Source organism: Brevibacterium metallidurans (assembly GCF_037101285.1).
Lineage (GTDB): Bacteria > Actinomycetota > Actinomycetes > Actinomycetales > Brevibacteriaceae > Brevibacterium > Brevibacterium metallidurans.
Genome location: NZ_BAAAAF010000023.1, coordinates 1 through 24,284, shown reverse-complemented (window position 1 = coordinate 24,284; position 24,284 = coordinate 1). Strand labels below are relative to the sequence as shown.

Here is a 24,284-nt window from a genome sequence, read left to right as displayed (position 1 = left end):
CCGGGCGCTGAGCAACCTTGCGCAGGGTTGCTCAGCGCCCGGAGGGTTGCTGACAGGAGTGCTGCGCTCATCGTGTGTCAGGGGCGGGCGGTATCGTTGTCACCGACATGACTGCTGCAGCTGAGAACACGACCGCCGACTCCCGCGCCGACGACCTCCTCGCAGGCCTCAACCCCCGCCAGCGCGAGGCCGTCGTCCACACGGGCTCGCCCCTGCTCATCGTCGCCGGAGCCGGCTCCGGAAAGACCACGGTGCTCACCCGCCGCATCGCCTACGCCCTGGCCACCGGCCGGGCGCATCCGGGCGAGGTGCTCGCGATCACCTTCACGAACAAGGCGGCGAAGGAGATGGCCGAACGCGTCTCCGCGATCGTCGGTCCCGCCTCCCGGTCGATGTGGGTCTCGACGTTCCACTCCTCGTGCGTGCGCATCCTCCGCCGGGAGGCGAAGACCCTGGGGATGAAGTCGAACTTCACGATCTACGACGCCCAGGACGCCCAGCGCCTCGTCGCCCAGATCCTCAAGGAGCTCGGCCTCGATTCGAAGAAGTACGCTCCCCGGGCGATGCTCCACCGGATCTCGAACCTCAAGAACGAACTGCTCACCGCCGACGACTTCGTCCCCCGCCCCAACAATCCCGCCGACGAGGTGCTCGCCGACGTCTTCCGCCGCTACACCGCGCGGCTGCGGCTGGCCAACGCCTTCGACTTCGACGACCTCATCGCCGAGACCGTCCACCTCTTCGGGGCCTTCCCCGAGGTCGCCGACCACTACCGGCGCCGGTTCCGCCACATCCTCGTCGACGAGTACCAGGACACGAACCCCGCACAGTACGCGCTCATCCGCGCGCTCGCCGGTGACGGGGCGGGCGGGGCGACCGGGGCCGAGCTCACGGTCGTCGGCGACGCCGACCAGTCGATCTACGCCTTCCGGGGGGCGACGGTGCGCAACATCGTCGAGTTCGAACAGGACTTCCCCGCCGCCGAGGTCGTCCTCCTCGAGCAGAACTACCGGTCGACGCAGAACATCCTCGACGCCGCGAACGCGGTGATCGCGAACAACCAGGACCGCAAGGACAAGCGCCTGTGGACCTCCGAGGGCGGCGGGAAGCCGATCGTCGGCTGGGTCGCGGAGAACGAGCAGGCCGAGGCCCGTTTCGTCGTCGACCGCATCGACGAGCTCATCGACGAGGAGAAGTACACGTATGGGGACTTCGCCGTCTTCTACCGCACGAACGCGCAGTCCCGGGCGATCGAGGACGCGCTCGTGCGCTCGGGCATCCCGTACAAGGTCGTCGGCGGCACCCGGTTCTATGAGCGCAAGGAGATCAAGGACGCGCTCGCGTACCTGCGCGTCATCGCCAATCCCGCCGACGACGTCAACCTCCGCCGCATCCTCAACGTGCCCAAACGCTCGATCGGGGATCGCACGGAGGGCATCATCGCCGATTTCGCCGACCGGGAGGGCATCAGCTTCTCCGCCGCCCTCGACCGTCTCGACGAGATCCCGCACCTGCCCGCGCGTGCCCAGTCCGCGGTGAAGAAGTTCGCCGATCTCCTCAAGGACCTCGGCCAGACCGCCGAGGCGGCTCCCGTCTCCCGGGTCATCGAGGCGATCCTCGAGCAGAGCGGCTACCTCGAGTCCCTGCAGAAGAGCACGGACCCGCAGGACGAGTCCCGGGTGGACAACCTCGCCGAGCTCGTCGCCGTCGCCGAGGACTTCGTCGCCACCCGTGCGGCAGTCCCCGCCGAGGCGGGCACCGAGGCGGTCGTCGAGTCGGGGGCGGACGCTGGCTCGCAGTCGGACGCTGGCTCGCAGTCGGACGCTGGCTCGCAGTCGGACGCTGACTCGCAGTCGGACGCTGACTCGGGGGCGGGCGCTGAGTCGGGGTCGGGCGCCGCGGCCGGGTCGGACGCTGCAACCGCCGACGCCGAACCGTCCGAGGCCGAGCCGACGGAGGCCGAGCCGGTGGAAGCAGGCGCGGGCGAGGCGACGATCGATGCGTTCCTCGAACAGGTGGCACTGGCCTCGGACACCGACCAGATCCCCGACGCCGAACTCGGCCAGGTCACCCTCATGACCCTGCACACCGCGAAGGGCCTCGAGTTCCCCGTCGTCTTCCTCACCGGACTCGAGGACGGCGGCTTCCCGCACGCCCGATCGTTCGAGAACCCGAGCGAACTCTCCGAGGAGCGCCGGCTCGCCTACGTCGGTCTCACCCGGGCCAGGCAGCGCCTGCTCGTCACGCGCGCCGAGACGCGCAGCATGTGGGGCCAGCCGCAGTACAACCCGCCGAGTCGCTTCCTCACGGAGATCCCCGAGAACCTCATCGAGTGGGAGAGCACAGGCAGCTTCTCCTCGGCGCTCGGCAGCGGAGGCGGCTTCAGCGGCGGCGGCTACGGCAGCGGTTACGGATCGCGCGCAAGCTTCGGCAGCGGGTCCTCACGCAGCACCGGGTCCTCCCGCGCCTCGCGGTCCTCGAGCTCCTCGTCGGCGGGCTTCCCGAACCGGATCCGACCCAACCGGGAGGTCATCTCGGTGACCGTCGGCGAGAAGGTCTCACACGAGTCCTTCGGCCTCGGCACCGTCACCGAGGTCAACGGCACCGGGGACAAGACCGTCGCCGTCGTCGACTTCGGATCCGCGGGCACGAAGCGCCTCCTGCTCCGCTACGCGCCCGTCGAGAAACTCAGCTGACTCCGGCCGTCGCTCGACTCCGGGCGGCCCGTCGGACTCGGGCGGCCGCGGGACTCGGGCGACCCCCGGAAGGGCGCGTGTGCCCCGGAGACGACGAAGCTCCGAGGTGATCGCTCACCTCGGCGCTCATCCATGCCGGACGCGGCTATGGATCGAAGGTCATTCGTTGCCGATGGCTCCATCGGCACCGTCGCGACCCTGGTTGATCTGGTCTTCGAACTTGCCGCCGGTCAGGTTGTTGGCGGCGTTCGAGGCGCCGTCGAGTCCCTGGTCGCTGAGCTCTTCGCCCTTATCGCTATTCAAGGCGTCCTTGGCTTTGTTGGTCAGGTCATCAAATCCCATGCTGTCTCCTTTCATCGGAAGAGGTCCTCTCGGACCTCCTGACGCAGACCACGATGCCACCTCTGGCGCGCGAGGGAACCGGAGGGCCCGGTTTTCACAGGGACCTCTCAACGTAACGCTCATTCGGCGGACGGTAACTTACCTCACAGTGCAATGACTGCGCAGTGACCCGCACGTGACCCGGCCGCAGCGATTGCGCTGTCCTCCGGTCGGCTTCCCAGAATGTGAGTTCCCCGGAGTGTGAACTCACCGGGACGTGAGCTCACGGGAACTCGAGCCCGCTGCGACCTGGGCTCACCGGGACTGCGGCACGGCGAAGGCGAGGAGGATGAGGAGTCCGGCGAAGATGACGCACGTGAGGATGTCGACGCCGCGGGACCGGTTGACCCAGTACTCGCCCCACGGCGAGGGCATCGCCCGCATGAGCGCGAGCCCCGCGGGAACGGCGGCGAGCACGATCGCCGCGAGCCGGAAGTCGATGAACGCGCAGGCGGCCGCGACGATGATCGCGAGCAGGCATCCCAGCAGCACCCAGTCCTTGGAGTCCGGATGCGAGTAGCGGCGCTTCCAGTAGATCCAGCGCTTGGCGAGCGCCCCTCTCCCCCGCCGGGCATGGCGGGGGGAGGTGCTGGTGCGCTCAGTGGAAGAAATGGCGGCTCCCGGTCAGGTAGAGGGAGACGCCGGCAGCCTCGGCGGCGGCGATGACCTCGTCGTCGCGGATCGATCCGCCCGGCTGGACGACGGCCCTGACTCCGGCGTCGAGGAGGATCTGGAGTCCGTCGGCGAACGGGAAGAATGCGTCGGAGGCGGCGACGGAACCGGCCGCGCGCTCGGCTCCGGCGCGTTCGACGGCGAGCTTCGCGGAGTCGACCCGGTTGACCTGGCCCATGCCCACACCCACCGAGGCTCCGTGCTTGGCGAGCAGGATCGCGTTCGACTTCACGGCCCGGCACGCCTTCCAGGCGAACTCGAGATCGGCGATCACGGCGGCGTCGGCTGCGGGACCGGCCGCCAGCGTCCACACCTCGGGGCTGTCACCCTCGGCCTGGAAGACGTCCCGATCCTGGATGAGGAACCCACCGGTGATCTGCGTGAGCTCCTCGGCCGGGAAGTCGACCTCGCCGAGTTCGATGAGGCGGAGGTTCTTCTTCGCCGAGAGGATCTCGAGCGCGTCGGGCGAGAACGAGGGAGCCGCGAGGCATTCGGTGAAGATCGGCCTGATCGATTCGGCGAGCTCCGCATCGACTTCTCGGTTGACGGCGATGACACCGCCGTAGGCCGAGAGCGGATCGGAGGCGTGCGCGGCACGGTGTGCCTCGGCCGCGGTCTCGCCGACGGCGATGCCGCACGGATTGGCATGCTTGATGATCGCCACGGCCGGCTGGTCGAAGTCGAAGGCGGCGCGGATCGCGGCATCGGTGTCCGTGTAGTTGTTGTACGACATCGGCTTGCCGCCGAGCAGCCTCGCCCCGGCGATGCCGCGGGTGCCGTCGGTGTAGACGGCGGCCGCCTGGTGCGGGTTCTCCCCGTAGCGGAGGTCGGCGAGCTTGACCCCGGTGAGCCCGGCGAAGTCCGGCAGCTCCGTCTCCTGCGGCGCGGCGAGCTCGGCGGCGAACCACGAGGCGACGGCGGTGTCATAGGCGGCGGTGTGGGCGAACGCGCGGGCGGCGAAGGCGCGCCTGGCCGCGAGGTCGAAGCCCTCTCCCGCTGCCGCCTCGATCACGGCCGCATAGTCGTCCGGATCGGTGACGACGGTGACGGTGGGATGGTTCTTCGCCGCAGCCCTGACCATCGAGGGACCGCCGATGTCGATCTGCTCGATGCATTCGTCGAAGCCCGCACCGCTGGCGACGGTGTCCGCGAACGGGTAGAGGTTGACGACGACGAGGTCGAAGGGCTCGATCTCGAGGTCCTCGAGCTGGCCCAGATGCTCGGGTTTGCGGGAGTCGGCGAGGATGCCGGCATGCACGCGCGGGTGGAGGGTCTTGACCCGGCCCTCAAGGGTTTCGGGGAACCCTGTGAGCTCTTCGACCGGGGTGACGTCGACGCCGGCCTCGGCGATCCGGGACGCCGTCGATCCCGTGGAGACGATCTCGACGCCGGCTGCCGAAAGTCCGCGGGCGAGCTCCGTGAGTCCGGTCTTGTCGTAGACGCTGATGAGCGCTCGCCTGATCGCGCGGGTTCCTGTCACTGGTCCTCCTTGAGGGTTCTGGTCGTGATCTGTTCGGTCTGGGCGGGCGGATATCCCGTGACGTGTCGCCCGTCGAGGATGAGGTCGTGGACGGCGAGGAAGCCCAAGAGCCGGACGACCTCCTCGCGTTCCCGCTTCTTGATGCGCTCATGCACACTCGCCTCGGTGTCACCGTCGATGACGGGGACGGGGAACTGCGTGATGATCGGGCCCGTGTCGACGCCGGAGTCGACGAGGTGGATGGTTCCGCCCGTGACCTTGACTCCGTGGGCGAGGGCGTCGCGGACGCCGTGGGAGCCGGGGAAGGACGGCAGCAGGGCCGGGTGGGTGTTGATGATCCGGTCGGGGAAGGCCGCGACGAACTCGGGCCCGAGGATGCGCATGAACCCGGCGGAGACGACCCAGTCGGGGGCGTAGGCGGCGACGGTCTCGCGCAGTCGGATGTTCCACTCGGAGCGGTCGGCGCAGTCGCGGGGGGCGAGGACGAAGTCGGGGATGCCGGCCGTGCGTGCCCTCTCGAGGACCCCGGCCGATTGGGAGTCCGAGCCGATCGCGGCGATCTCAACATCCGCCTCGGCGATGTCGGGACCGGTGAAAGCGTCGATGACGGCCTGGGTGAGAGTACCTGAGCCGGAGGCCAGCAGAACGATGCGCACGGAGACATTCTATCCTCGCCGGGTTCGGGCCACGGACTCGGCACCGGGCTCCGACGGCACCACCGCCGAGGCGTTTGTCAGTCGACTGTGACAAAATGCAACGGTGACGTCACCGAACAGCACCGAAGAGAAGAACGCCCCGACTCCGGAAGAGGAGAGGCAGGCCGCGCCGGCCCGGCACGGACTCATCCTCGTCCTCCTCGTCCTCGCGGCGGTGCTGACGTTCACCTACCCGCTGCCCTTCAAGCTCGCCGCCGCCGGCTTCGCGGTCGCCGCGATCGTCTGGTCGGTCCGCTACATCATCGCCGTCGTGCGAGCCAAGCAGCGGCGCAGCATCTCGCTCGGCATCCTCGGCGGACTGCTCAGCCTCTACCTCATCTTCTCCACACTGTCCTCCGTCGTGCTCTGGCCGATCCAGACGAAGTACGAGGAATGCGTTCGCGACGCGATCACCCAGCAGGCCGAACTCTCGTGTGCCAGCGGCTACGAAGAGGGCCTGAGCGCGTGGTTCAAGCAGATCACCGGCCAGGACCTCAACCTTCCCGGGTCGAACTGAGGCTCGTCGCCCGAGGTCTCCGCGGTGCCGACTCAGCGGTCGTCGTGTGCCGCTAACTCCGACTCGTCGTACTGCATGTGCGAGAGCTTCGTGAGCACGAGGCCGATCGCCGTTCCCAGGCTCAGCCAGGCCGTGACGGCGACCGCTGCGAACACCGGCGACGGTCCGAAGGCCGCGAGCCCCAGCGGTCCGATCGCGCCGTAGGCGAAGAGCGCCACCGTCTCGCAGGCGATGAGGATGAGACCTGCGGCGATGCCGACTCCCGTCCATGAGGCTGCGTACACCCGACCGGCATGCGTGCGTCCGATCACGACGCAACCGAGACCGAGGACGACGAGAAGCACCGGTGCCGCCGTCGTCCACACGGGGTAGTCGCCGGTGAGCAGCTGCAGGACGGGAACGTCGGGAACCGGCCCGGTGACCGCGACGAACGCCGAGGACAGGCCCCCGGCACCGATGCTCACACCGGAGCCCGCGACCCACGAGAGCGCACCGAAGAGCGCACCGGGAGCGAAGAGCAGCTGCACGACGATGAGCCCGATGCCCGCGGACAACGGTGAGCTGTAGGACTCCATGGACTCCGTGAGGTCGCTCCAGCGCAGTGCCAGGCCGACGCCGATGACGACGACCGCGAGCGCGAGGGCGCCGAAGAGCAGGCGCTTGGCCAGGGCACGCGCGGCCTCCCAGACCTCGGCGTCGAGCGCACCCAGCCAGGGAACGTCGACGACGCCGCGGGCGCGGACATAGCCGAAGGCGAAGGCCGTGCCGAGCAGGGCGACGAGGCGCAGCACCCCGAACGGATCGACGACGGCCGTGCCGACGATGAGCGCCAGGGCGATGAGCGGCCCCGCATAGCCCAGCGCGAAGCCGGTCAGCGCCATCGTGCAGGTGGCCCACCAGGGAGTCTCCTCCCCCGACGAGGTGGGGTGCGGTTCGGCGTCCGAGAGCTCCGAGACGATCCGGGTCGCTCCGGAGGAGACCAGGAGCCACACGCCCACGGTGACGAGGCTCGGGGCGAGAGAGAACTCGAATCCGATCGTCGTCACGCTCAGTCCGTGGACGAGCGCCCACAGCGCGAACGCCCACTCGGGGATGATCGAGTAGTCGAGCTGGGCACCGAGGCCGACGATCCAGAAGACGGTCGCTGCGACGAACGCCGAGGGGACGACGATGAGGTCGAGGCGGAAGGCTTCGACCAGGCCCACGAGGACGGGATGGCGGGTGGCGCTCTGAGGTGGAGAAGTGTGCATCGCTTCCATTTTCGCTGACGACAAGCGCACATTGCGGTATTGACCGCGCGAAACTCATGTCTGGGACGTACAATTGCGCCAGGACGCGCGTGTCGGAAGTTAAGGAAGCAGCCAGCGATGAGCAATGGGAACGACGAACAGAATGTTCCGCCCCCACCGAACGATCCTCCGAACCGATCGGGCAGCGGCGAGAGCGCTGCCGACGGCAACGGGGTGAGCGATTCCGGTTCCGGACCGGAGCGCAGCACGAACGGCGACGAGACCGTCGCAATGCCCAGCCCGTTCTCCTCCGACCGCGGCGAGGACGGACCGTCACAGTCCGACGGCGCCCCCGAGCCGAACGGCGCAGCCCAGGGCGGCGAACGCTCCTTCGGCAGCGACGCCCCTCCCTTCTCCGCCCCCGGTTCCGCGCAGTCACAGGCGCAGAACCAGTCGCAGGCGCAGAACCAGCCCCCGGCATCCGGTGGCGCTCCCGGCCAGGGACCCCAGTCGGCCCCGCAGTTCGGCGGCCCGCAGCAGGGTGGACCCCAGCAGAACGAGCCGCAGCAGAATGGCCCGCAGTACGGGCCACCGCAGGGCGGCCCCCAGCAGGGCGGTGCCCAGCAGAGCGGACCGCAGTACGGCGGCGACCAGTTCGGCGCGCCCCAGTACCCGGGTGAGCAGGCCACGAGCCGCTACCCGGCCGTGCCCGAGCAGAACGGGCCGCAGCAGAACGGCCCGTACCAGAACCAGTCCGGCCCCTACCAGGGACAGCACGACCCGTACCAGTCCGGACCGCAGCAGACCGGTTCGGGTCCGCGCACCGGCTCGGGTCCCGGCTCGTCCCAGGCGATTCCGCAGCCGGCACCGGCCCCCGGATTCGCCGGCGGAGCGGCCACGGCCACCCGCGCGGAGTCCCGGGCACCGAAGAAGAAGGGCAAGCTCCCTCTCTTCATCGCCCTCGGCTCCGTGGTCCTAGTCCTCGTCCTCGTGCTTGTCGGCGTCCTCGTCGTCAACTCGGTGAACAAGAACAACTACGGACCGGACAAGGTCGCCGAGGACTACGTCGCGGCCCTGAACAAGGGCGACTTCGCCGCGGCGGAGAAGATCGCCTCCTCACCGCGGCCCGAGGGCACGAACCTCGACCTGCTCTCGACGAACTTCACCAAAGCCTCGGCGGCGAAGATCGAGAACGCGAAGGTCGAGTCCTCCAGCGTCGACGGTGACAACGGCAAGGTCACCGTCACCTACCAGCTCGACGGCGCGACCTACAACGTCGATCTCACGGCGAAGAAGGACGGCAAGCAGAACCTCTTCTTCGACAAGTGGTCGCTGGCCGGGCCCGCGCTCCACGTCATCTCCCTCGACGTTCCCGCCGCCGACGGTCTGACGATCAACGGCACGGACTACCAGGCGCAGGCAGGGACGACGGCATTCGCGGTCTACCCGGGCAACTACGAGTTCTCGATCCCCGCGAGCAAGTGGGTCTCGGAGGCCTCGGATACGGCTGCGGCGAACTTCCCGCAGGCGTACGCCCCCGGTGACCAGCCGACCGGCGATCAGGTCGCACCGCTCTCGCTCAACCTCGATCTCGCCCCCACTCCGGACTTCGAGAAGGAGGTCCAGAAGCAGGTCGATGCGGAGCTGAAGAAGTGCTTCGACAACAAGGACATCAAGCCCAAGTGCAAGTTCATCAAGTTCGATCCCACGCAGATCCCGGTCGGCGGCACGGACAAGAAGCTCGACGAACTCGCGAAGAAGAACACCGCGAAGTGGACCCTCAAGGAGTCGCCGAAGGTCAAGGCGTCGTTCGGCACCGGTGACCCCGGCACCGGATCGTTCTTCACCGAGAAGAACGGCAGCTTCGACTTCAGCGTCGAGGGCAAGCAGCGCGGATCCTCGTACTTCTCCAACGGGAACCCGCTGTCGGTCTCCGGCAGTGTGAAGATCGAAGGCGACAAGCTCACGGTCGAGTTCTTCGACTTCTGACCTCGCACCGCACCGATCGCCGGGACTCCGCACGGAGTCCCGGCGATCGGCGTTTCAGCCGAGATCGAAGCGCTGCGGCGCCGGCACCGCCGCGGCCGCCTCGAACCAGCGGCCTGCGGCCATGACGACGCCGTCGGCGAAGCGCCTCCCGGCGATCTGCACCCCGATCGTGCGTCCGTCGTCCGTGAAGCCCGCGTGCACGGAGGCGGCAGGCTGTTCGGACATGTTGAAGGGCATCGTGAAGCCGATGTGGCCCATGGGCTGCGAGACGTCCGGGTAGGGCATCGGCTGTTCGGCGGGGAACGCGGCATCCGGCGCCACCGGGGAGAGCACGAGGTCGAGGTCCGCCGTCGCCGCCACGGTGCGCCGCCGGATCTCCTGCACACTGTGGTAGCAGTCCATGAGCCTCGTCCCCGTCACATCGGCCCCGCCCTGCGCCCACGCCCGGATGTAGGGCAGGATGAGCGCCTGCTCGGCGATCGGGAGGCCCCGGAGGTCGTTCCACGACCGGACCCGCCAGAACAGGTCCATGTCCGCCAGCAGCGCGTCGTCGATGAATGGGTCGATCGGCACGATCTCGGCACCGGCGGCACGGAACCGCTCGGCCGCCTCGGCGACGACCGCCAGGGTCTCCGGTGACGCCGGCACGCCGCAGCCGGCGTCGAGGTGGAGTCCGATGCGCAGACCGGCGGGGTCGAAGTCGGCACCCGCCTCGTCCCGGGGGTCGTCGACGGCGAGCGCCGGCAGTCGGGTCCAGTCGCGGTCATCGGGTGCCGAGATCACGCTCATCGCCAGGGCGACGTCGGCCATGGTGCGGGCGAGCGGCCCCGCACAGCGGCCCATGTACGGGGCATCGAGGGGCACCCGGCCGAAGCTCGGTTTGAGTCCGGCGAGCCCGAGCCACGTGCACGGCAGGCGGATCGACCCGCCGATGTCGGAGCCGATGTGGATGGGTCCGTAGCCCGCGGCCGCCGCGGCCCCGGCTCCCGCACTCGACCCGCCCGTGGTCAGGGTCGGGTCGAGCGGGGACCGGGTGATGCCGTGGAGGGAGGAGACTCCGGAGGACAGCATCCCCCAGTCCGGCATCGTCGTCGACCCGACGATGATCGCCCCGGCTTCTTCGAGACGCTGGGTGATCGGGGCGTCGTGGTCGGCCACGGGCATCTCGACCCACGCATGGCCCGAGGGCATCGGCACTCCCCTGCGGGCGATGTTCTCCTTGATCGTCACCGGCACCCCGTCGAGCCCGCCGCGCTGCCGGCCGGTCTCCCAGCGGCGGGCCGCCGCCTCGGCGGCCGTGGTCGAGCGCGCGTCGTCGCGGTGGTGGAGGGCGTTGACGACCGGTTCGCAGGCATCCATGCGCGCGTGCACGTCGGCGAGCACCTCGAGCGGCGTGAACGTCCCCGCGGCGAATCCGGCGCTCATCGCTGCGGCGCTGAGGTCGGCCAGGGTCGTGCCAGGCTCCGTCGTCGTCATCTCATCCTCCCGATGGTTCCCGGGCCTCACCCGGTCGCAAGCGCGGCGGCGAGGTTGGGGGTCGCCGCGATGAGGCTCTTCGTATACTCCTCGCGCGGTTGGTCGTAGACCGCCTCCGTCTCTCCCGCCTCGACGATGCGTCCGTCCTTCATGACGATGACCTCGGAGCACAGGTGCCTGACGACGCCGAGGTCGTGGGAGACGAAGAGCAGGGTGAGCGCGTAGTCGTCGACCAAGTCGGTGAGCAGGTTGAGCACCTGGGCACGGACGGAGACGTCGAGCGCGGAGACCGGTTCGTCGGCGACGAGGATCTGCGGCCGGGTGATGAGCGCCCGGGCGATCGAGATCCGCTGCCGCTGCCCACCGGAGAACTGGTGAGGGTAGCGGCGCATCGACGCGGGGTCGAGGTCGACGGCGTCGAGCATCGCCTCGACCTCGCTCAGGCGGGCCTCACGTCCCACGCCCTTGGCGACGAGGGGCTCCGCGACGATGTCTTCGACCCGCATCCGCGGGTCGAGGGAGGCGAAGGGGTCCTGGAAGACGATCTGGAGGTTCTCGCGCAGTCGCCGCAGGCCCGCGGCGGACGCGGATTCGACGGCGATGTCGCCGACCCGCACATGCCCGGCGCTCGGCTGGTCGAGGCCGGAGAGGATGTTCAGCAGCGTCGACTTCCCCGAGCCGGACTCCCCGACGATGCCCAGGCGCTGACCGCGCCGCACCGTGAAGCTCACCTCGTCGAGGGCCTGCACCGGCGCTTTGCGGCGCAGCACCAGTCCCCCGGGACGGTAGATCTTCGACACTCCCGCCACCTCGATGAGCGGAGGTGCGCCCGGTGGGTCCTCCCCCGCCGAGGCGGTCGTGTCCTCGTTGGTCAGCCCGGTCCCCGCCGAGGCGGTGCTGCGAGGGCGGGTCACCGCCGGCTCGCCCTCGCCGGGTCCCGAGTAGTCCCCCGCGGTGCGCAGGGTGAACAGCTTCCCGTCCGCATCGGTGGCCGCGAGGTCCGAGGAGGCGAGGAGTCCACGGGTGTAGGGGTTCTGCGGGGCGGTGAAGATCGCCTCGACGTCCCCGGTCTCGACGATGCGCCCCTGGTACATGACGATGACGCGTTCGCACATGCCGGCGACGACGGCGAGGTCGTGGGTGATGAAGAGCAGGCCCGCGTCGACGGCATTGACACGTTCGGAGATGAGGTCGAGCATCTGCTTCTGGACGGTGACGTCGAGCGCGGTCGTCGGTTCGTCGCAGATGAGCAGGCGCGGCGTGTTCGCCAGGGCGATCGCGAGCATGACGCGCTGCCTCTGCCCGCCGGAGAGCTGGTGCGGGTAGGCGAACCGAGCGCTGTCGGGATCGGGCATGCGCACGCTGACGAGGAGCTCCCGGACCCGGGCCGGGATCGCAGCGCGGGGGACGCTGCCGTGGAGGCGGAGCACTTCGGCGATCTGATCGCCCACCCGCATGAGCGGGTTGAGGGCGCTCATCGGCTCCTGGAAGACCATCGAGACGAGGTCCGAGCGCATCCGGGCGAGCCGCTTCTCCTTCGCCGTGAGCACGTTGCCGGCGAAGCCTGCGACCGTCACCGTCCCGCTCGCGTGCAGCTCTTCGGGGAGGAGACCCATGATCGAGGCCGCGGTCAGCGACTTGCCGGACCCGGATTCGCCGATGAGCCCGACCCGCTCCCCCGCACGGATGGAAAGGGACACGGAGTCGAGGACGGGGGTCGGCGACCCGGCCGGGGTGATCGTGAGGTCGGTGACGTCGACGAGCGTCTCGGCCATCTCAGCGCACCTCCATCTTCGGGTCGAAGCGGTCGCGGAGTCCGTCGCCGAGGAGGTTGAACCCGAGGACGGCGAGCGCGATGAACAGCCCCGGCCACAGGGCCAGCTCGGGCTGGCTGGCGAGGAACTGCTGGGACTCCTGGAGCATCCGCCCCCATGAGGGCACCGGGGCCTGCGTGCCGAGGCCGAGGAAGGACAGTCCCGCCTCGGCGAGGACGGAGAGGGCGAACGTCACCGAAGCCTGGACGATGACCATGCCGGCGATGTTCGGCAGCACATGGACGACCGCGATCGCGGCGGCACTGCGGTTGGCCGCCCGGGCGGCGCGGACGTATTCGGAGCCGAGCACCTGCATCGTCCCCGAGCGGGCGACCCGCGCGAACCCGGGGATCGAGGCGATGCCGACGGCGAGCATCGCCGGTCCCGTGCCCGGCTGGGTGACGGCGGCGAAGATGATCGCCAGGAGCAGCGCGGGGAAGGCGAGGAGGATGTCGTTGGCGCGCATGATGAGCGCACTCAGCCACATGCCCCACCGGTACTGGGCGAAGACCGCGGCGAGGATGCCGATCGGGGTGCCGATGAGCAGGGCGATGCCGACGGCGACGAGGCCGACCATGAGGGTGATCCTCGCCCCGTACATGATCCACGTCAGGGTGTCCCGGCCGAACTGGTCGGTGCCGAAGGGATGGTCGGGGCTGCCCGAGAGCAGGCGCTGCGTCGGGTCGATCGCGGCCGGATCGTACGGGGTCCAGACGAAGGAGACCACGGCGAGGAGGACGACGAGTGAGACGAGGACGGCGCCGATGACCATCGGCGCCCCGATCCGCCGTCGCGACCGGGCGCGGGTGCGCGGCGCGCTCATGCCGCGCTCCGCAGTCTGGGGTCGATGACCGGGTAGAGGAGGTCGACTGTGAAGTTGATGATGAGCACGAGCACGATGAGGACCATGACGATGCCCTGGACGGCGACGAGGTCGCGGTTGGACACGGCGCGGACGAGTTCGGAGCCGATGCCGGGGATGACGAAGATCTGCTCGATGACCACGGCGCCGACGAGCAGGGTCGCCAACTGGACTCCGGCGACCGTGATGACGGGGATCGCGGCGTTGCGCAGTCCGTGCCGGAAGAGAGCCCGCGAGCGGGTCAGCCCTTTCGCACGGGCGGTGCGGATGAAGTCCTCACGCATGACGTCGAGCACGGCCGACCGCACGTAGCGGGTGAGGATCGCCGCCTGGACGAGGGCGAGGGAGACGACGGGCAGCACGAGTCGGGCGAGGAACCCTCCGAACCCCTCGATCGGTGCCATCCACCCCTGCGAGGGGAACCAGCCCAGGGTGAGCGAGAAGACCATGACGAGGAGGATCGCTGCGAGGAAGTTCGGCACCGCGATCCCGACCTGGCTGAGCGCGGAGATCGTCGACCCCACCCAGGTGCGCTGTTCGAGGGCGGCGACGGTGCCCAAGGGCACGGCGATGAGCACGGCGAGGATGATCGATGCGATGACGAGGATGAGGGTGACCTGGACGCTGTCGACGATGACCGGGGTGATCGGGGCGCCCGTGACATACGAGGTCCCGAAGTCCCCGCGCAGCATCCCGCCCAGCCAGTCGAGGTAGCGCACGAGCGGAGGCTGGTCGAGACCGTACTGGGCTTCGAGTGCGGCCACGGCCTCCGGGGTGGCGTTCGTGCCCAAAGCCACCTGCGCGGCATTGCCGGGCAGGACGCTCATGAGCGCGAACACCGCCACCGAGGCGACGAGGAGGGAGAGCAGGAACTGGACGAGCCGACCGAGGATGTAGGCGATCATGGTCGGCGCAGGTCAGTTCCAGCTGAGGTCGGCGATGCGGAAGGCATCCGAGACGCGGTTGGCGGGGATGCCAGCGATGTCGGCCTTCGCGACGACGAGGTTGGGGAAGAGGAAGAGGAAGTCCGCGGCGGCGTCCTCGGTGATCGTCCGGGCGATGTCCTTCATCCCGGAGATGTACTCCTCCTCCGTACCCGTGTCGGCCTTCTCCGCGAGCGCCTTGATCTTCTCATCGTCGTAGCCGGTGTAGTAATCCGAGGAGAAGACCGTGAGCAGATCCCGGGGTTCGGCGTGGTTGATCACCGACATGTCGTATTCGTGCTTCGTGAACGTCTTGTCGAGCCACACCGCGGGGAACTCCTGCGTCTCGATCTTCGCCTTGAGTCCCACTTCGTTCAGCTGCGAGGACACGATCTCGGAGATCGCCTTGGCGTACGGGAGGTTGGGGACGGTGAAGGCGAACTCCTTCCCCTCGAGTCCCGCCTCCTTCACAAGGTCCTTCGCCTTCTGCGGGTCGTACGGCCACACCCCGGTGAGGTCCTCGTAATAGGGATCGGTCGGGGGAACCATCGAGCCGATGAGCTCTCCGTAGCCGGCCCACGCGGTGTCGAGCACGGCCTTGCGGTCGATCGCGTACATCACCGCTTCGCGGGCCCGCTTGTCGGTGAAGATCCCCTCGGCATTGTTCATCGACAGCACGACCTCGCCGTTCGTCGTGCCCGAGATGATCTGGTAATCAGCGCTCTGGAAGTCCCCGGCGAGTTCCGGGGCCTGGAGGTTCGAGACGATGTCGATCTCTCCGGACTTCAGCGCATTGGCGGCCGACACCGCGTCCTTGAAGTACTTGAACTCGACGTTCTTCACCGCCGGCGCCTCACCCCAGTAGTCGCCCCTGGCGGCGAAGTCGATCGACTGTCCGCGGGTGAACTTCTCGATCGTGTACGGTCCGGTGCCGATCGCCTGATTCGCGAGATCCCCGGTGCCTTCGGTGTCGAAGACCGCGCCGACGAGGGTGGTGAGGTTGAACAGCCACTGGTTCGAGGGCTTGGCCAGGGTGATCTCGACGGTCTTCTCGTCGGGGGTCGCGATCGAGTCGACGACGTCCATCTTCGCCTTGAGCGCGTTCTTCCAGTCGCTCTTGACCCGCTCGTAGGAGAATTTCACGTCCTCACTCGTCAGGTCGGCCCCGTTGGAGAACTTCACGCCGTCACGGAGGGTGAAGGTGTAGGTCTTCCGGTCCTGCGAGACCGTCCAGTCCTCGGCGAGCGCCGGCTGGACCTTGCCTGATTCGTCGAGCCGGACGAGGGACTCGTACACGTTCTCCATGAGCGCCTCGGGGATGGCCACTCCCGAGGTCGAGGTGAAGTCGAGGTTGACGGGTTCGGCGGTGAATGCGATCGCCATCGAGTCCTTCTGCTCATCGTCTCCGGGCGACGAGGCGCCGGCCGAGCAGGCGGAGAGGACAAGGGCAAGGGCCGCTGCTGCTGCGCCCAGAAGGGCGGTGCGCGGAATCGTCATGGTTCACCTCGTAGTTCGTCAACGCCCATCGGCTCGCTCAGTCTAACCGAGAAGACCCTGTGAAGATGTGTCCATGATCACATCGTGAGCCGCTGACCGGGAACGGTGTCGCCGAGGCGGCAAGGGGCGCTCAGAGTCCCGTCTGCTCGGCGAGGATGGCGGCAAGGCCGTCGAAGGCGATCCGCCGATGCGAGCGGGCGTTCTTCTCCTCGGGCGTCATCTGCGCCGCGCTCTTCGTCGACCCTGCGGGAACGAAGATCGGGTCGTAGCCGAAGCCGCCCTCACCGGCCGGGGCGGCGGCGAGGTGTCCGGGCATCGCCCCTTCGGCGACGAACTCGCGGCCGTCGGGGGTCACCGCGGCAGCCGCGCAGCGGAACTGCGCACCGCGGTGCTCCTCGGCGATGTCGCCGAGCTGCGCGAGGAGGAGTTCGAGGTTGGCCCGGTCGTCGCCATGGCGCCCGGCCCAGCGGGCGGAGAAGATCCCGGGAGCCCCGCCGAGCACGTCGACGGCGATCCCGGAGTCGTCGGCGATCGCGGTCAGGCCGGTGGCCACGGCGGCGGCGCGCGCTTTGATGAGCGCGTTCTCGGCGAACGTCACCCCGGTCTCGGGGACGTCGGCGAGTCCCGCCTCGGCGGCGGTGCGGATCTCGGTGTCCTCACCGAGGACGGGAAGGAGGATCTGGAGGAGCTCGCGCTTCTTCTTCTCGTTGCGGGTGGCGAGGACGAACGTCGTCATCGGGCCAGGACTTCGGCCTGGAGTGCGGTGAGGTCGGTGCAGCCCTTCGCGGCGAGGTCGAGCAGGGCCGAGAGCTCGTCGCGGTCGAAGGGGGCGCCTTCGGCGGTGCCCTGGACTTCGATGAACTTGCCCGACCCGGTCATGACGACGTTCATGTCGGTCTCGGCGCGGGAGTCCTCGACGTAGGGCAGGTCGAGGAGGGGCTGGCCGTCGATGATGCCGACGCTGATCGCGGCGACGGAGTCGGTCAGGGGCTTGTTGGCGGCGGGGATGATCCCCGATGAGCGGCCCTTGTCGATGGCGTCGGCCATGGCGACGTAGGCGCCTGTGATCGACGCGGTGCGGGTTCCGCCGTCGGCCTGGAGGACATCGCAGTCGAGGACGAGGGTGTTCTCGCCGAGCTTCGTCATGTCGATGACGGCCCGCAGGCTGCGTCCGATGAGGCGGGAGATCTCGTGGGTGCGTCCACCGAGCTTGCCCTTGACGGATTCGCGGGTGCTGCGGGAGTCCGTGGCGCGCGGGAGCATCGCGTACTCGGCGGTCACCCAGCCGCGGCCTTGGCCCTTGAGCCAGCGCGGCACCCCTTCGGTCAGGGAGGCGGCGCAGAGCACACGCGTGTTGCCGAACTCGATGAGCGCCGACCCCTCGGCCGTCGTGATCCAGTTGCGGGTGATCCGCACATCGCGGAGCTCATCCGCTGCTCGTCCGTCTGCGCGTGCCATGCTCGCCCTTCCTGTCGGTGTCGTCTCCCCGGTGGCGCTCACACGCTCCACCAGGCTTCGGGTTTGGCCAGTTCGATGGGTCCGCGGTACTCTCCTGCGGCTTCCCCGCGCACGATCGTGCAGTCGGTCCACACCGGGATGTGGGTGAGCACGAGGGAGCGGACGTCGGCGTTCGTCGCCACGCGGCCGGCGCGGCGTCCGGTGAGGTGGACGCCGCGGGATGAGTCCCTGCCCTCCTGGAAGGCGGCTTCGCAGAGGAAGAGGTCGGCGTCGCGGGCGGCCTCGACGAGGTTCTCGCACTCGTCGGTGTCGCCGGAGTAGACGATGACGGATCCTTTTGCGTCGGTGATCCGCACCGCGTAGGTCTCCACGGGGTGGTCGACGAGGAAGGCCTCGAGGGTGAGCGAGCCCACCTGCCAGACCAGGCGATGGTCGAGGTCGACGAACTCGAAGGCCCGGGAGAAGTCCGTGTCCTCACAGCCTCCGGCCGTCGGGGACTTCCCCGGATCGGTGTGGTAGGCCCGGGTCAGGCGCTCCTGGGCGCCTGCGGGGGCGTAGACGGCGGTGCGGGTGCGGATCGTGCCGGTGTCGGTGACGTCGCCGGAGAAGAAGCGCGGATCGTAGCTGTGGCGCACGTAGAAGCCGAGCATGTCCATGCAGTGGTCGGGGTGGAGGTGGCTGAGCACGACCGCGGAGATCGAGTCGAGGTCGATCGCCCGCTGCAGAGGGGTCAGCGCCCCGGAGCCGAGGTCGAGGACGACGCGGGTCGGCTTCTCCTCCTCGGTCTCGACGAGGTAGCAGCTGGCTGAGGAGCCGGGTCCGGGGAAGGATCCGGCGGTGCCCAAGGCGGTGAGTTTCATTCGTCGTCATCCCCCTGCATCTCGGAGAGCAGGGTCATCGTCAGTCGGTCCTGAATCCAGGTCAGGAAGTCGTACAGGGTCAGGGTGAGCTCTTCGGACTCGTCGAGGTCGCCGCGGTGGGCGTACTTGTCCTCCTGCGCCTCCTCGGTGTCGATGCCCAGGCGCACGGCGAGGACGAGCCGGAGATCGTTGAGTCCCTTCATCCACGCGAGCACTTCGTCTCGGCTCAGCGTGATCGCCGCGCCTCGCCGGAGTCCCGCGACGATGATGCGCACATTGTGGGCCTTCGCCTGGGCGAGGTCGAACTCGGTGAGGCGGCGGAACTCGGCCGAGCGCTCCTCGTCGAGGGGATCGACGTCGGGGAAGAGTCGCAGCAGCGCCGGGTCCTCGGGGCGGGGACGGTCGACGAGCCCGAGACGGGCCTCCCAGTTCTCCGAGTCGGGTCGCCCTTCGGCGTCCTCGTCCTCGGCGAGCAGGGCTGCAAGGTCGGTGAAGACGGTGAGCATGAGGGAGCGTTCGTTGTCCTCGAGTCTGAGGACGACGTCGTCCCCACGAGCGTCGATGGCTGCCATGCGTCAGTCGGATCCTGATTCGGGTTGGCACGCGGCCCACAGGCCGAATTCGTGCATCGCCTGGGTGTCGCGCTCCATCTCCTCGCGACCGCCGGTGGCGACGACGGAGCGGCCCTTCTCGTGGACTTCGAGCATGAGCGTGTGGGCCTTCTCCGCCGAATAGCCGAAGTAGGACTGGAAGACGTAGCTGACATAGCTCATGAGATTGACCGGGTCGTTGAAGACCACGGTCTTCCATGGCCGCGCCTGATCCAGGGCGGTCCGGACGCCGACGTCCGGCTCCAGAACAGGGGTCGTTGGATTGCTCACGTTTCCACAATACGGCAGATCCGTGATGCTGTCGTGACGTAGGATCACGCCTATGAGTGATCTCACACGCATCGATTCCACTGCGTTCTTCACCGATCAGTACGAGCTGACCATGGTGCAGGCCGCCTTGAGGTCCGGGGCCGCTCACCGGCCCAGCCTCTTCGAGGTCTTCGGACGCAGCCTGCCGGCGGGCCGCCGCTACGGGGTCGTCGCTGGCACGGGCCGGATCCTCGAGATGCTCTCGGACTTCCGCTTCGACGACGAGGAGCTCTCGTTCCTCAGCCGGGAGCGCATCGTCGACGCGCATACGATCGACTGGCTGGCGAACTACCGGTTCCGGGGCACGATCCGCGGCTATGCCGAAGGCGAGATCTACTTCCCCGGCTCTCCCCTGCTCACGATCGAGTCGAGCTTCGCCGAGGGCGTCATCCTGGAGACCCTCATCCTCTCCGCTCTCAACTACGACTGCGCGGTCGCCTCGGCGGCCTCCCGCATGGCGCAGGCGGCCGGGGACCGGCCGTGCGCGGAGATGGGCGGGCGGCGGACCAACGAGCATGCGGCGGTCGCGGCCGCCCGGGCCGCGGTCATCGGCGGCTTCGCGTCGACGTCGAACCTCGCAGCCGGTCTGCGCTACGGGCTGCCGACGATCGGCACCTCCGCGCACTCGTTCACCCTCCTCCACGACTCCGAGCGGGAGGCCTTCGCCGCCCAGCTCGAGTCGCTGGGCACGGACACGACCCTGCTGCTCGACACCTACGATGTCGAGGAGGCTCTGAAGACGGCGATCGAGCTCGCCGGCCCCCGCCTCGGCGGGGTGCGCATCGATTCGGGCGACCTCATCGAGCAGGCGAGCGAGGTCCGGGCGGGACTCGACCGCCTCGGGGCGAAGGACACGACGATCACGGTGACCAGCGACCTCGACGAGTACGCGATCGCCGCACTCGCCGCCTCCCCCGTCGACGCCTACGGCGTGGGCACCCGCGTCGTCACCGGCTCGGGTGCTCCGGCGGCGGGACTCGTCTACAAGCTCGTGGCCCGCGCGGACGAATCGGGCACGTGGACGGCGGTGGCGAAGAACTCCACCGGCAAACCCTCACGCGGCGGTCATAAGGAGGCGAGGCGGCTCATCGACGGGGCGATCGCCGTCGAGGAGGCCGTGGGCATCCCCGACCTGCCCGATGACCTCGACGACGGTCGTCGGCTCTCGGTCGACCTCGTCGTCGGCGGGGAGATCGACCGCTCGTTCACGGGTGCCGGCGGTGTGAAGAAGGCCTGCGCCCGGCATGACGAGTCGTTGGCGGAGCTGCCGCGGTCGGCGCGCCGCCTGCAGGACGGGGAGCCGGCGATCCCCACGGTGTTCTACACGAACTGAGCCGCGTTCGGCTCGAGCCGCGGTCGGCTCGAACCCAGCCCGGCTCACTTCTGGCCGACGAACCAGCCCTGGAGGCGCTTGATCCGGGCTTGGATCTGCTCCCGGGTGGCCTGGGCGACGGCCGGGCCCCCGCACGCCTTGCGGAGTTCGACGTGGACGGTCTTGTGCGGTTTGCCCGTGCGCCGCGACCATGCGCCGACGAGGCTCTGGAGCTGGTTGCGCTCCTCCTTCATCGCCCGGTGCTCGAGTTCGCTCGTGTGCGTCTCGGGCGCCGGTGGGGCGGCGGCGGTCTTGCGCTGGGCCTGCCTGGCCTGCTGGGTGCGCAGGAGTTCGTGGACCTGGTCGGGTTCGAGGAGGCCGGGGATGCCGATGAAGTCGAGTTCGTCCTCCGAGCCGATCGCCCCGCCGGTGCCGAATTCGCCGCCGTCGAAGAGGACCCGGTCGAAGAGCGCTTCCGCGCCGAGGGCCTCGAAGGATCCGAGCTGATCGGAGGCGCCCTCGTTCCGGTTGGCCGCTTCGAGCGCCTGGTCGTCGAAGACGACGACGTCGTTCTCGTCCTCGGTCTTCGGCCGGTCGAGGGCGTGGTCGCGTTCGACCTCCATCGTGTTGGCCAGGGCGAGGAGGATCGGGACGGAGGGCAGGAACACCGAGGCCGTCTCTCCGCGTTTGCGGGCGCGCACGAAGCGTCCGATGGCCTGGGCGAAGAAGAGCGGGGTCGAGGACGAGGTCGCGTAGACCCCGACGCACAGGCGGGGGACGTCGACGCCTTCGGAGACCATGCGCACCGCGACCATCCAGCGGTCCGTCGAGTTCTGGAACTCCTCGATGCGCGCCGAGGCGCCGGCTTCGTCGGAGAGGACGACCGTGGGCCGCTCCCCCGTGATCTCACGCAGCACCTTCGCATACGCGCGGGCGGCGTCCTGGTCGGTGGCGATGACGAGGCCGCCGGCGTCGGGCACGGTGCGGCGCACCTCGGTGAGCCGGATGTCTGCGGCCTTGAGCACGGCGGGGATCCAGTCGCCGGCAGGGTCGAGGGCGGTGCGCCAGGCCTGGGAGTTGATGTCCTTCGTCGTCTCCTCACCGAGGACGTGGGACATCTCGTCGCCGGCCTTCGTCCGCCATGACATGGCGCCGGCGTAGGCGAGGAAGAGGACCGGGCGGACCACGAAGTCCTTGAGGGCGCGGCCGTAGCCGTACGAGTAGTCGGCCACCGAGGTGCGGATGCCCTCGTCGTCGGGAGCGTAGGTGACGAACGGGATCGGCGAGGTGTCGGACCGGAACGGGGTGCCCGTCAGCGAGAGCCTTCGCACCGCGGGTCCGAAGGCCTCACGGACGGCGTCGCCCCACGAGAGCGCATCGCCGGCGTGGTGGACCTCGTCGAGGATGACGAGGGTGCGGCCGGCGGCCGTGCGGTTGTGGTGGAGGACGGGCTTCGCGGCGACCTGGGCATAGGTGAGCGCCACACCGTGGTAGCCGGGAGCATGCTTGCCCTGGGAGTTCCTGAAGTGGGGGTCGAGCTTGATGCCGACGCGGGCCGCGGAGTCCGCCCACTGCACCTTGAGGTGTTCGGTGGGGGCGACGACGGTGACGCGGTTGACGACGCGCTGGGCGAGCAGTTCGGCGGCCAGGCGCAGAGCGAACGTGGTCTTGCCGGCGCCCGGGGTCGCGACTGCGAGGAAGTCCTTCGGCTGGTCGCGGAAGTAGAGTTCGAGGGCCTCGGCCTGCCAGGCGCGCAGCTTGCCGGCCGTTCCCCACGCGGCGCGCTCGGGGAAGGCCGGTGAGAGCTGTTCGGCGGCGGAGGTCCCGGGGAGACGTTCCGCAGCCATCTACTCCTTGGGTCCTTCAGGCATCGATTCGAAGATCTCTTTGCACTTCGGGCACACGGGGAAGCGCTCGGGGTCGCGGGTGGGGACCCACACCTTTCCGCACAGGGCGATGAGCGGCGTCCCGGTGACCATGGATTCCATGATCTTGTCCTTGGGCGCGTAGTGGCTGAAGCGCTCGTGGTCGCCCGGTTCGACGAGCTGCTCGGTCGCTTCGCGCTCGATCGTGGCTGAACCGCCTGATGATGGATAGGTCATGGCTCCATTGTAGTTCCCTAGAATGGGAACCATGGATCGGTCCCACGAGTATTCGCTCACAGAGCGCTACCGCGAGCTCAGCGACGACATCGCTGCGGCCGTCGCCGTGGTCTCGGCGAGGCGGGGCACCACGGCGCACGCGATCACGGTCGATTCGTTCCTCGACGTCTCCTATGATCCGCCGACGATGGCGGTGAGCATCTATTCGGGGTCGCGGATGATGGAGACACTGGAGATGAGCGAGCACTTCGCGATCTCCGTGCTCGCCTCCGAGCAGCGGGATCTCTCCGAGCGCCTCGGTGCGACCGGGCAGCCTCTCTACAGGGCGCTGGCCGGCGTCGACCACTCCCCTGCGCCGCGGTCGGGGCAGCCGATCATCGGCGGGGCGGTCGCGTGGTTCGAGCTGCGGACGGTCGACATCCTCACGGTGGCGACGCACAGTCTCGTCGTCGGCGAGGTCGTGGCCCTCGGGGCGAGTCCGGGCAGCGGGCAGAGCCGGCCGCTGCTGCGCTGGCGGAAGGCGTACGGCACGATCGGTCCGCGCTGAGACGAGTCGCCGGCCTGACCAGGACCGTTAGACTCCGACCATGGAGCTTGCACAGATCTGGCCGCCCTTCGGCCTGCGCATCACCACCGCCGATATGGAGCTCGCCCCGACCCGGGAAGCGGACTACGGGGAGCTTGCGGAGATCGCCCGCGGCGGTGTGCGCCGCGACGGGGTCCAGGCGTTCCTCGTCGATTGGGATTCGGGCACCGATGAGGAGATCGCCCGCTCGATCGCCCAGTACCAGTGGGGCACACGGGCGAACTACCGCACGGAGGACTGGACTCTCGAGTTCACGGTGCGGGTCAACGGCCGCGTGGTCGGCGTGCAGGGCATCAGCGCGACGGACTATCCGCAGACGCTGTCGGTCACGACCGGGTCCTGGCTGGCCCTCACGGAGCAGGGTCGGGGCTTCGGCACACGGATGCGTCGCGCCCTCCTCACGGCGTGCGCCGAGTACTTCGACACCCGGGTGTTCCATACCGCGTATGTCGAGGGCAATGATGCGAGTCGTCGGGTCTCGGAGAAGCTCGGGTACCGGCCCAATGGTGAGAAGCTCATCGTCGTCCAGGACGGTCAGGCACATCGTGAGCACCAGCTCGTGCTCGACGCAGCTGATCTCGTCCGCGATGAGGGGGTCGGGATCACCGGCGCCGAGGCGGTCCGCCGTTTCCTCGGCCTCGACGCCGGCTGACCGCCGAGGTCCAGGCTGCCGCTCTGGTTGCGGGGTCGTGAATGCAAAAAGTGGGGGCACCCCTGAAAGGAGTGCCCCCACCCGAAGAATATTGCGGCAGTCACTTACTCTCCCACAACCACCAAGTTGCAGTACCATCAGCATGACATGGGCTTAGCTACCG

The 24,284-nt window shown here is 68.9% G+C and carries 23 protein-coding genes; 6 read left to right on the top strand and 17 right to left on the bottom strand.

Translation table 11 applies throughout. The features are described from left to right. The first annotated feature begins 107 nt into the window (after positions 1 to 107). Entirely contained in the window at positions 108 to 2,696 is a 2,589-nt protein-coding gene (locus AACX88_RS16605; protein WP_339393979.1) for a UvrD-helicase domain-containing protein, read from the top strand. A 159-nt stretch (positions 2,697 to 2,855) separates the two neighbouring features. Here AACX88_RS16605 and AACX88_RS16600 read toward each other — a convergent pair whose 3' ends face one another. From AACX88_RS16600 to purN, 4 genes are all read right to left on the bottom strand, one after another. Next, positions 2,856 to 3,038, bottom strand: coding sequence for an antitoxin (locus tag AACX88_RS16600; RefSeq protein WP_339393978.1), 183 nt, complete (start codon positions 3,036 to 3,038; stop codon positions 2,856 to 2,858). A 294-nt stretch (positions 3,039 to 3,332) separates the two neighbouring features. After that, complete coding sequence (locus AACX88_RS16595) at positions 3,333 to 3,569, bottom strand: hypothetical protein (protein WP_339393977.1); 237 nt, start codon at positions 3,567 to 3,569, stop codon at positions 3,333 to 3,335. A gap of 106 nt (positions 3,570 to 3,675) precedes the next feature. Beyond that, complete coding sequence (gene purH / locus AACX88_RS16590) at positions 3,676 to 5,229, bottom strand: bifunctional phosphoribosylaminoimidazolecarboxamide formyltransferase/IMP cyclohydrolase (protein ID WP_339393976.1); 1,554 nt, start codon at positions 5,227 to 5,229, stop codon at positions 3,676 to 3,678. Next, positions 5,226 to 5,885: a phosphoribosylglycinamide formyltransferase gene (gene purN / locus AACX88_RS16585; protein ID WP_339393975.1), complete on the bottom strand. Its 660-nt coding sequence runs from the start codon at positions 5,883 to 5,885 to the stop codon at positions 5,226 to 5,228. The genes purH and purN overlap by 4 nt, the downstream gene beginning before the upstream one ends. A gap of 103 nt (positions 5,886 to 5,988) precedes the next feature. Here purN and AACX88_RS16580 point away from each other — a divergent pair, with 103 nt between their 5' ends. Beyond that, entirely contained in the window at positions 5,989 to 6,441 is a 453-nt protein-coding gene (locus AACX88_RS16580; protein ID WP_339393974.1) for a hypothetical protein, read from the top strand. Positions 6,442 to 6,473: 32 nt separating this feature from the next. Here the strand turns inward: AACX88_RS16580 and AACX88_RS16575 are convergent, their stop codons facing one another. Continuing rightward, a complete protein-coding gene (locus AACX88_RS16575) occupies positions 6,474 to 7,691 on the bottom strand; it encodes a cell division protein PerM (protein ID WP_339393973.1) in 1,218 nt (405 codons plus the stop codon). A gap of 117 nt (positions 7,692 to 7,808) precedes the next feature. Here AACX88_RS16575 and AACX88_RS16570 point away from each other — a divergent pair, with 117 nt between their 5' ends. After that, complete coding sequence (locus tag AACX88_RS16570) at positions 7,809 to 9,659, top strand: hypothetical protein (RefSeq protein WP_339393972.1); 1,851 nt, start codon at positions 7,809 to 7,811, stop codon at positions 9,657 to 9,659. A gap of 54 nt (positions 9,660 to 9,713) precedes the next feature. Here AACX88_RS16570 and AACX88_RS16565 read toward each other — a convergent pair whose 3' ends face one another. The 10 genes from AACX88_RS16565 to clpS form a co-directional block, all read right to left on the bottom strand. Beyond that, positions 9,714 to 11,135, bottom strand: coding sequence for an amidase (locus tag AACX88_RS16565; RefSeq protein WP_339393971.1), 1,422 nt, complete (start codon positions 11,133 to 11,135; stop codon positions 9,714 to 9,716). 26 nt (positions 11,136 to 11,161) lie between these two features. Further along, the gene (locus AACX88_RS16560) at positions 11,162 to 12,910 is read right to left on the bottom strand and encodes a dipeptide ABC transporter ATP-binding protein (RefSeq protein ID WP_339393970.1); all 1,749 of its coding nucleotides are present in this window, start codon (positions 12,908 to 12,910) and stop codon (positions 11,162 to 11,164) included. A gap of 1 nt (position 12,911) precedes the next feature. Then, a complete protein-coding gene (locus AACX88_RS16555) occupies positions 12,912 to 13,772 on the bottom strand; it encodes an ABC transporter permease (RefSeq protein WP_339393969.1) in 861 nt (286 codons plus the stop codon). Continuing rightward, the gene (locus AACX88_RS16550) at positions 13,769 to 14,716 is read right to left on the bottom strand and encodes an ABC transporter permease (protein ID WP_339393968.1); all 948 of its coding nucleotides are present in this window, start codon (positions 14,714 to 14,716) and stop codon (positions 13,769 to 13,771) included. The genes AACX88_RS16555 and AACX88_RS16550 overlap by 4 nt, the downstream gene beginning before the upstream one ends. A 12-nt stretch (positions 14,717 to 14,728) precedes the next feature. Then, complete coding sequence (locus AACX88_RS16545) at positions 14,729 to 16,231, bottom strand: ABC transporter substrate-binding protein (RefSeq protein ID WP_339393967.1); 1,503 nt, start codon at positions 16,229 to 16,231, stop codon at positions 14,729 to 14,731. Between the two features lie 130 nt (positions 16,232 to 16,361). Beyond that, complete coding sequence (gene rdgB, locus AACX88_RS16540) at positions 16,362 to 16,967, bottom strand: RdgB/HAM1 family non-canonical purine NTP pyrophosphatase (protein ID WP_339393966.1); 606 nt, start codon at positions 16,965 to 16,967, stop codon at positions 16,362 to 16,364. Then, complete coding sequence (gene rph, locus AACX88_RS16535) at positions 16,964 to 17,689, bottom strand: ribonuclease PH (protein WP_339393965.1); 726 nt, start codon at positions 17,687 to 17,689, stop codon at positions 16,964 to 16,966. The genes rdgB and rph overlap by 4 nt, the downstream gene beginning before the upstream one ends. 38 nt (positions 17,690 to 17,727) lie before the next feature. After that, a complete protein-coding gene (locus AACX88_RS16530) occupies positions 17,728 to 18,549 on the bottom strand; it encodes an MBL fold metallo-hydrolase (protein ID WP_339393964.1) in 822 nt (273 codons plus the stop codon). After that, complete coding sequence (locus AACX88_RS16525) at positions 18,546 to 19,121, bottom strand: DUF2017 family protein (RefSeq protein WP_339393963.1); 576 nt, start codon at positions 19,119 to 19,121, stop codon at positions 18,546 to 18,548. The genes AACX88_RS16530 and AACX88_RS16525 overlap by 4 nt, the downstream gene beginning before the upstream one ends. A 3-nt stretch (positions 19,122 to 19,124) precedes the next feature. Continuing rightward, the gene (clpS, locus tag AACX88_RS16520) at positions 19,125 to 19,430 is read right to left on the bottom strand and encodes an ATP-dependent Clp protease adapter ClpS (protein WP_339393962.1); all 306 of its coding nucleotides are present in this window, start codon (positions 19,428 to 19,430) and stop codon (positions 19,125 to 19,127) included. A gap of 52 nt (positions 19,431 to 19,482) precedes the next feature. On the opposite strand from clpS, the gene AACX88_RS16515 reads away from it, so the two are divergent. Beyond that, on the top strand, positions 19,483 to 20,802 hold the full coding sequence (locus AACX88_RS16515; protein WP_339393960.1) for a nicotinate phosphoribosyltransferase: 1,320 nt from the start codon (positions 19,483 to 19,485) through the stop codon (positions 20,800 to 20,802). A 44-nt stretch (positions 20,803 to 20,846) separates the two neighbouring features. Here AACX88_RS16515 and AACX88_RS16510 read toward each other — a convergent pair whose 3' ends face one another. Together AACX88_RS16510 and AACX88_RS16505 are read right to left on the bottom strand one after the other, a co-directional pair. Then, positions 20,847 to 22,628 (bottom strand): DEAD/DEAH box helicase, encoded by a 1,782-nt coding sequence (locus tag AACX88_RS16510; RefSeq protein WP_339393959.1) that lies wholly within the window; start codon positions 22,626 to 22,628, stop codon positions 20,847 to 20,849. Further along, positions 22,629 to 22,883 carry a DUF3039 domain-containing protein gene (locus AACX88_RS16505; RefSeq protein WP_339393958.1) on the bottom strand — a complete coding sequence of 85 codons (255 nt, stop codon included), beginning with the start codon at positions 22,881 to 22,883 and terminating at the stop codon, positions 22,629 to 22,631. A gap of 31 nt (positions 22,884 to 22,914) precedes the next feature. On the opposite strand from AACX88_RS16505, the gene AACX88_RS16500 reads away from it, so the two are divergent. Beyond that, entirely contained in the window at positions 22,915 to 23,430 is a 516-nt protein-coding gene (locus tag AACX88_RS16500; protein WP_339393957.1) for a flavin reductase family protein, read from the top strand. A gap of 40 nt (positions 23,431 to 23,470) precedes the next feature. Beyond that, positions 23,471 to 24,121, top strand: coding sequence for a GNAT family N-acetyltransferase (locus AACX88_RS16495; protein WP_339393956.1), 651 nt, complete (start codon positions 23,471 to 23,473; stop codon positions 24,119 to 24,121). The last annotated feature ends 163 nt before the right edge of the window (positions 24,122 to 24,284 follow it).

Bases quoted from the DNA above. Each gene is read 5' to 3' on its own strand.
- AACX88_RS16560 (WP_339393970.1), bottom strand. From the start codon at position 12,910: ATGGCCGAGACGCTCGTCGACGTCACCGACCTCACGATCACCCCGGCC.
- AACX88_RS16550 (WP_339393968.1), bottom strand. From the start codon at position 14,716: ATGATCGCCTACATCCTCGGTCGGCTCGTCCAGTTCCTGCTCTCCCTC.
- AACX88_RS16510 (WP_339393959.1), bottom strand. From the start codon at position 22,628: ATGGCTGCGGAACGTCTCCCCGGGACCTCCGCCGCCGAACAGCTCTCA.
- AACX88_RS16515 (WP_339393960.1), top strand. From the start codon at position 19,483: ATGAGTGATCTCACACGCATCGATTCCACTGCGTTCTTCACCGATCAG.
- rph (WP_339393965.1), bottom strand. From the start codon at position 17,689: ATGGCACGCGCAGACGGACGAGCAGCGGATGAGCTCCGCGATGTGCGG.
- AACX88_RS16545 (WP_339393967.1), bottom strand. From the start codon at position 16,231: ATGACGATTCCGCGCACCGCCCTTCTGGGCGCAGCAGCAGCGGCCCTT.
- AACX88_RS16555 (WP_339393969.1), bottom strand. From the start codon at position 13,772: ATGAGCGCGCCGCGCACCCGCGCCCGGTCGCGACGGCGGATCGGGGCG.
- AACX88_RS16530 (WP_339393964.1), bottom strand. From the start codon at position 18,549: ATGAAACTCACCGCCTTGGGCACCGCCGGATCCTTCCCCGGACCCGGC.
- AACX88_RS16600 (WP_339393978.1), bottom strand. From the start codon at position 3,038: ATGGGATTTGATGACCTGACCAACAAAGCCAAGGACGCCTTGAATAGC.
- AACX88_RS16575 (WP_339393973.1), bottom strand. From the start codon at position 7,691: ATGCACACTTCTCCACCTCAGAGCGCCACCCGCCATCCCGTCCTCGTG.
- AACX88_RS16570 (WP_339393972.1), top strand. From the start codon at position 7,809: ATGAGCAATGGGAACGACGAACAGAATGTTCCGCCCCCACCGAACGAT.
- AACX88_RS16525 (WP_339393963.1), bottom strand. From the start codon at position 19,121: ATGGCAGCCATCGACGCTCGTGGGGACGACGTCGTCCTCAGACTCGAG.
- AACX88_RS16495 (WP_339393956.1), top strand. From the start codon at position 23,471: ATGGAGCTTGCACAGATCTGGCCGCCCTTCGGCCTGCGCATCACCACC.
- AACX88_RS16565 (WP_339393971.1), bottom strand. From the start codon at position 11,135: ATGACGACGACGGAGCCTGGCACGACCCTGGCCGACCTCAGCGCCGCA.
- AACX88_RS16500 (WP_339393957.1), top strand. From the start codon at position 22,915: ATGGATCGGTCCCACGAGTATTCGCTCACAGAGCGCTACCGCGAGCTC.
- AACX88_RS16605 (WP_339393979.1), top strand. From the start codon at position 108: ATGACTGCTGCAGCTGAGAACACGACCGCCGACTCCCGCGCCGACGAC.
- AACX88_RS16505 (WP_339393958.1), bottom strand. From the start codon at position 22,883: ATGACCTATCCATCATCAGGCGGTTCAGCCACGATCGAGCGCGAAGCG.
- rdgB (WP_339393966.1), bottom strand. From the start codon at position 16,967: ATGACGACGTTCGTCCTCGCCACCCGCAACGAGAAGAAGAAGCGCGAG.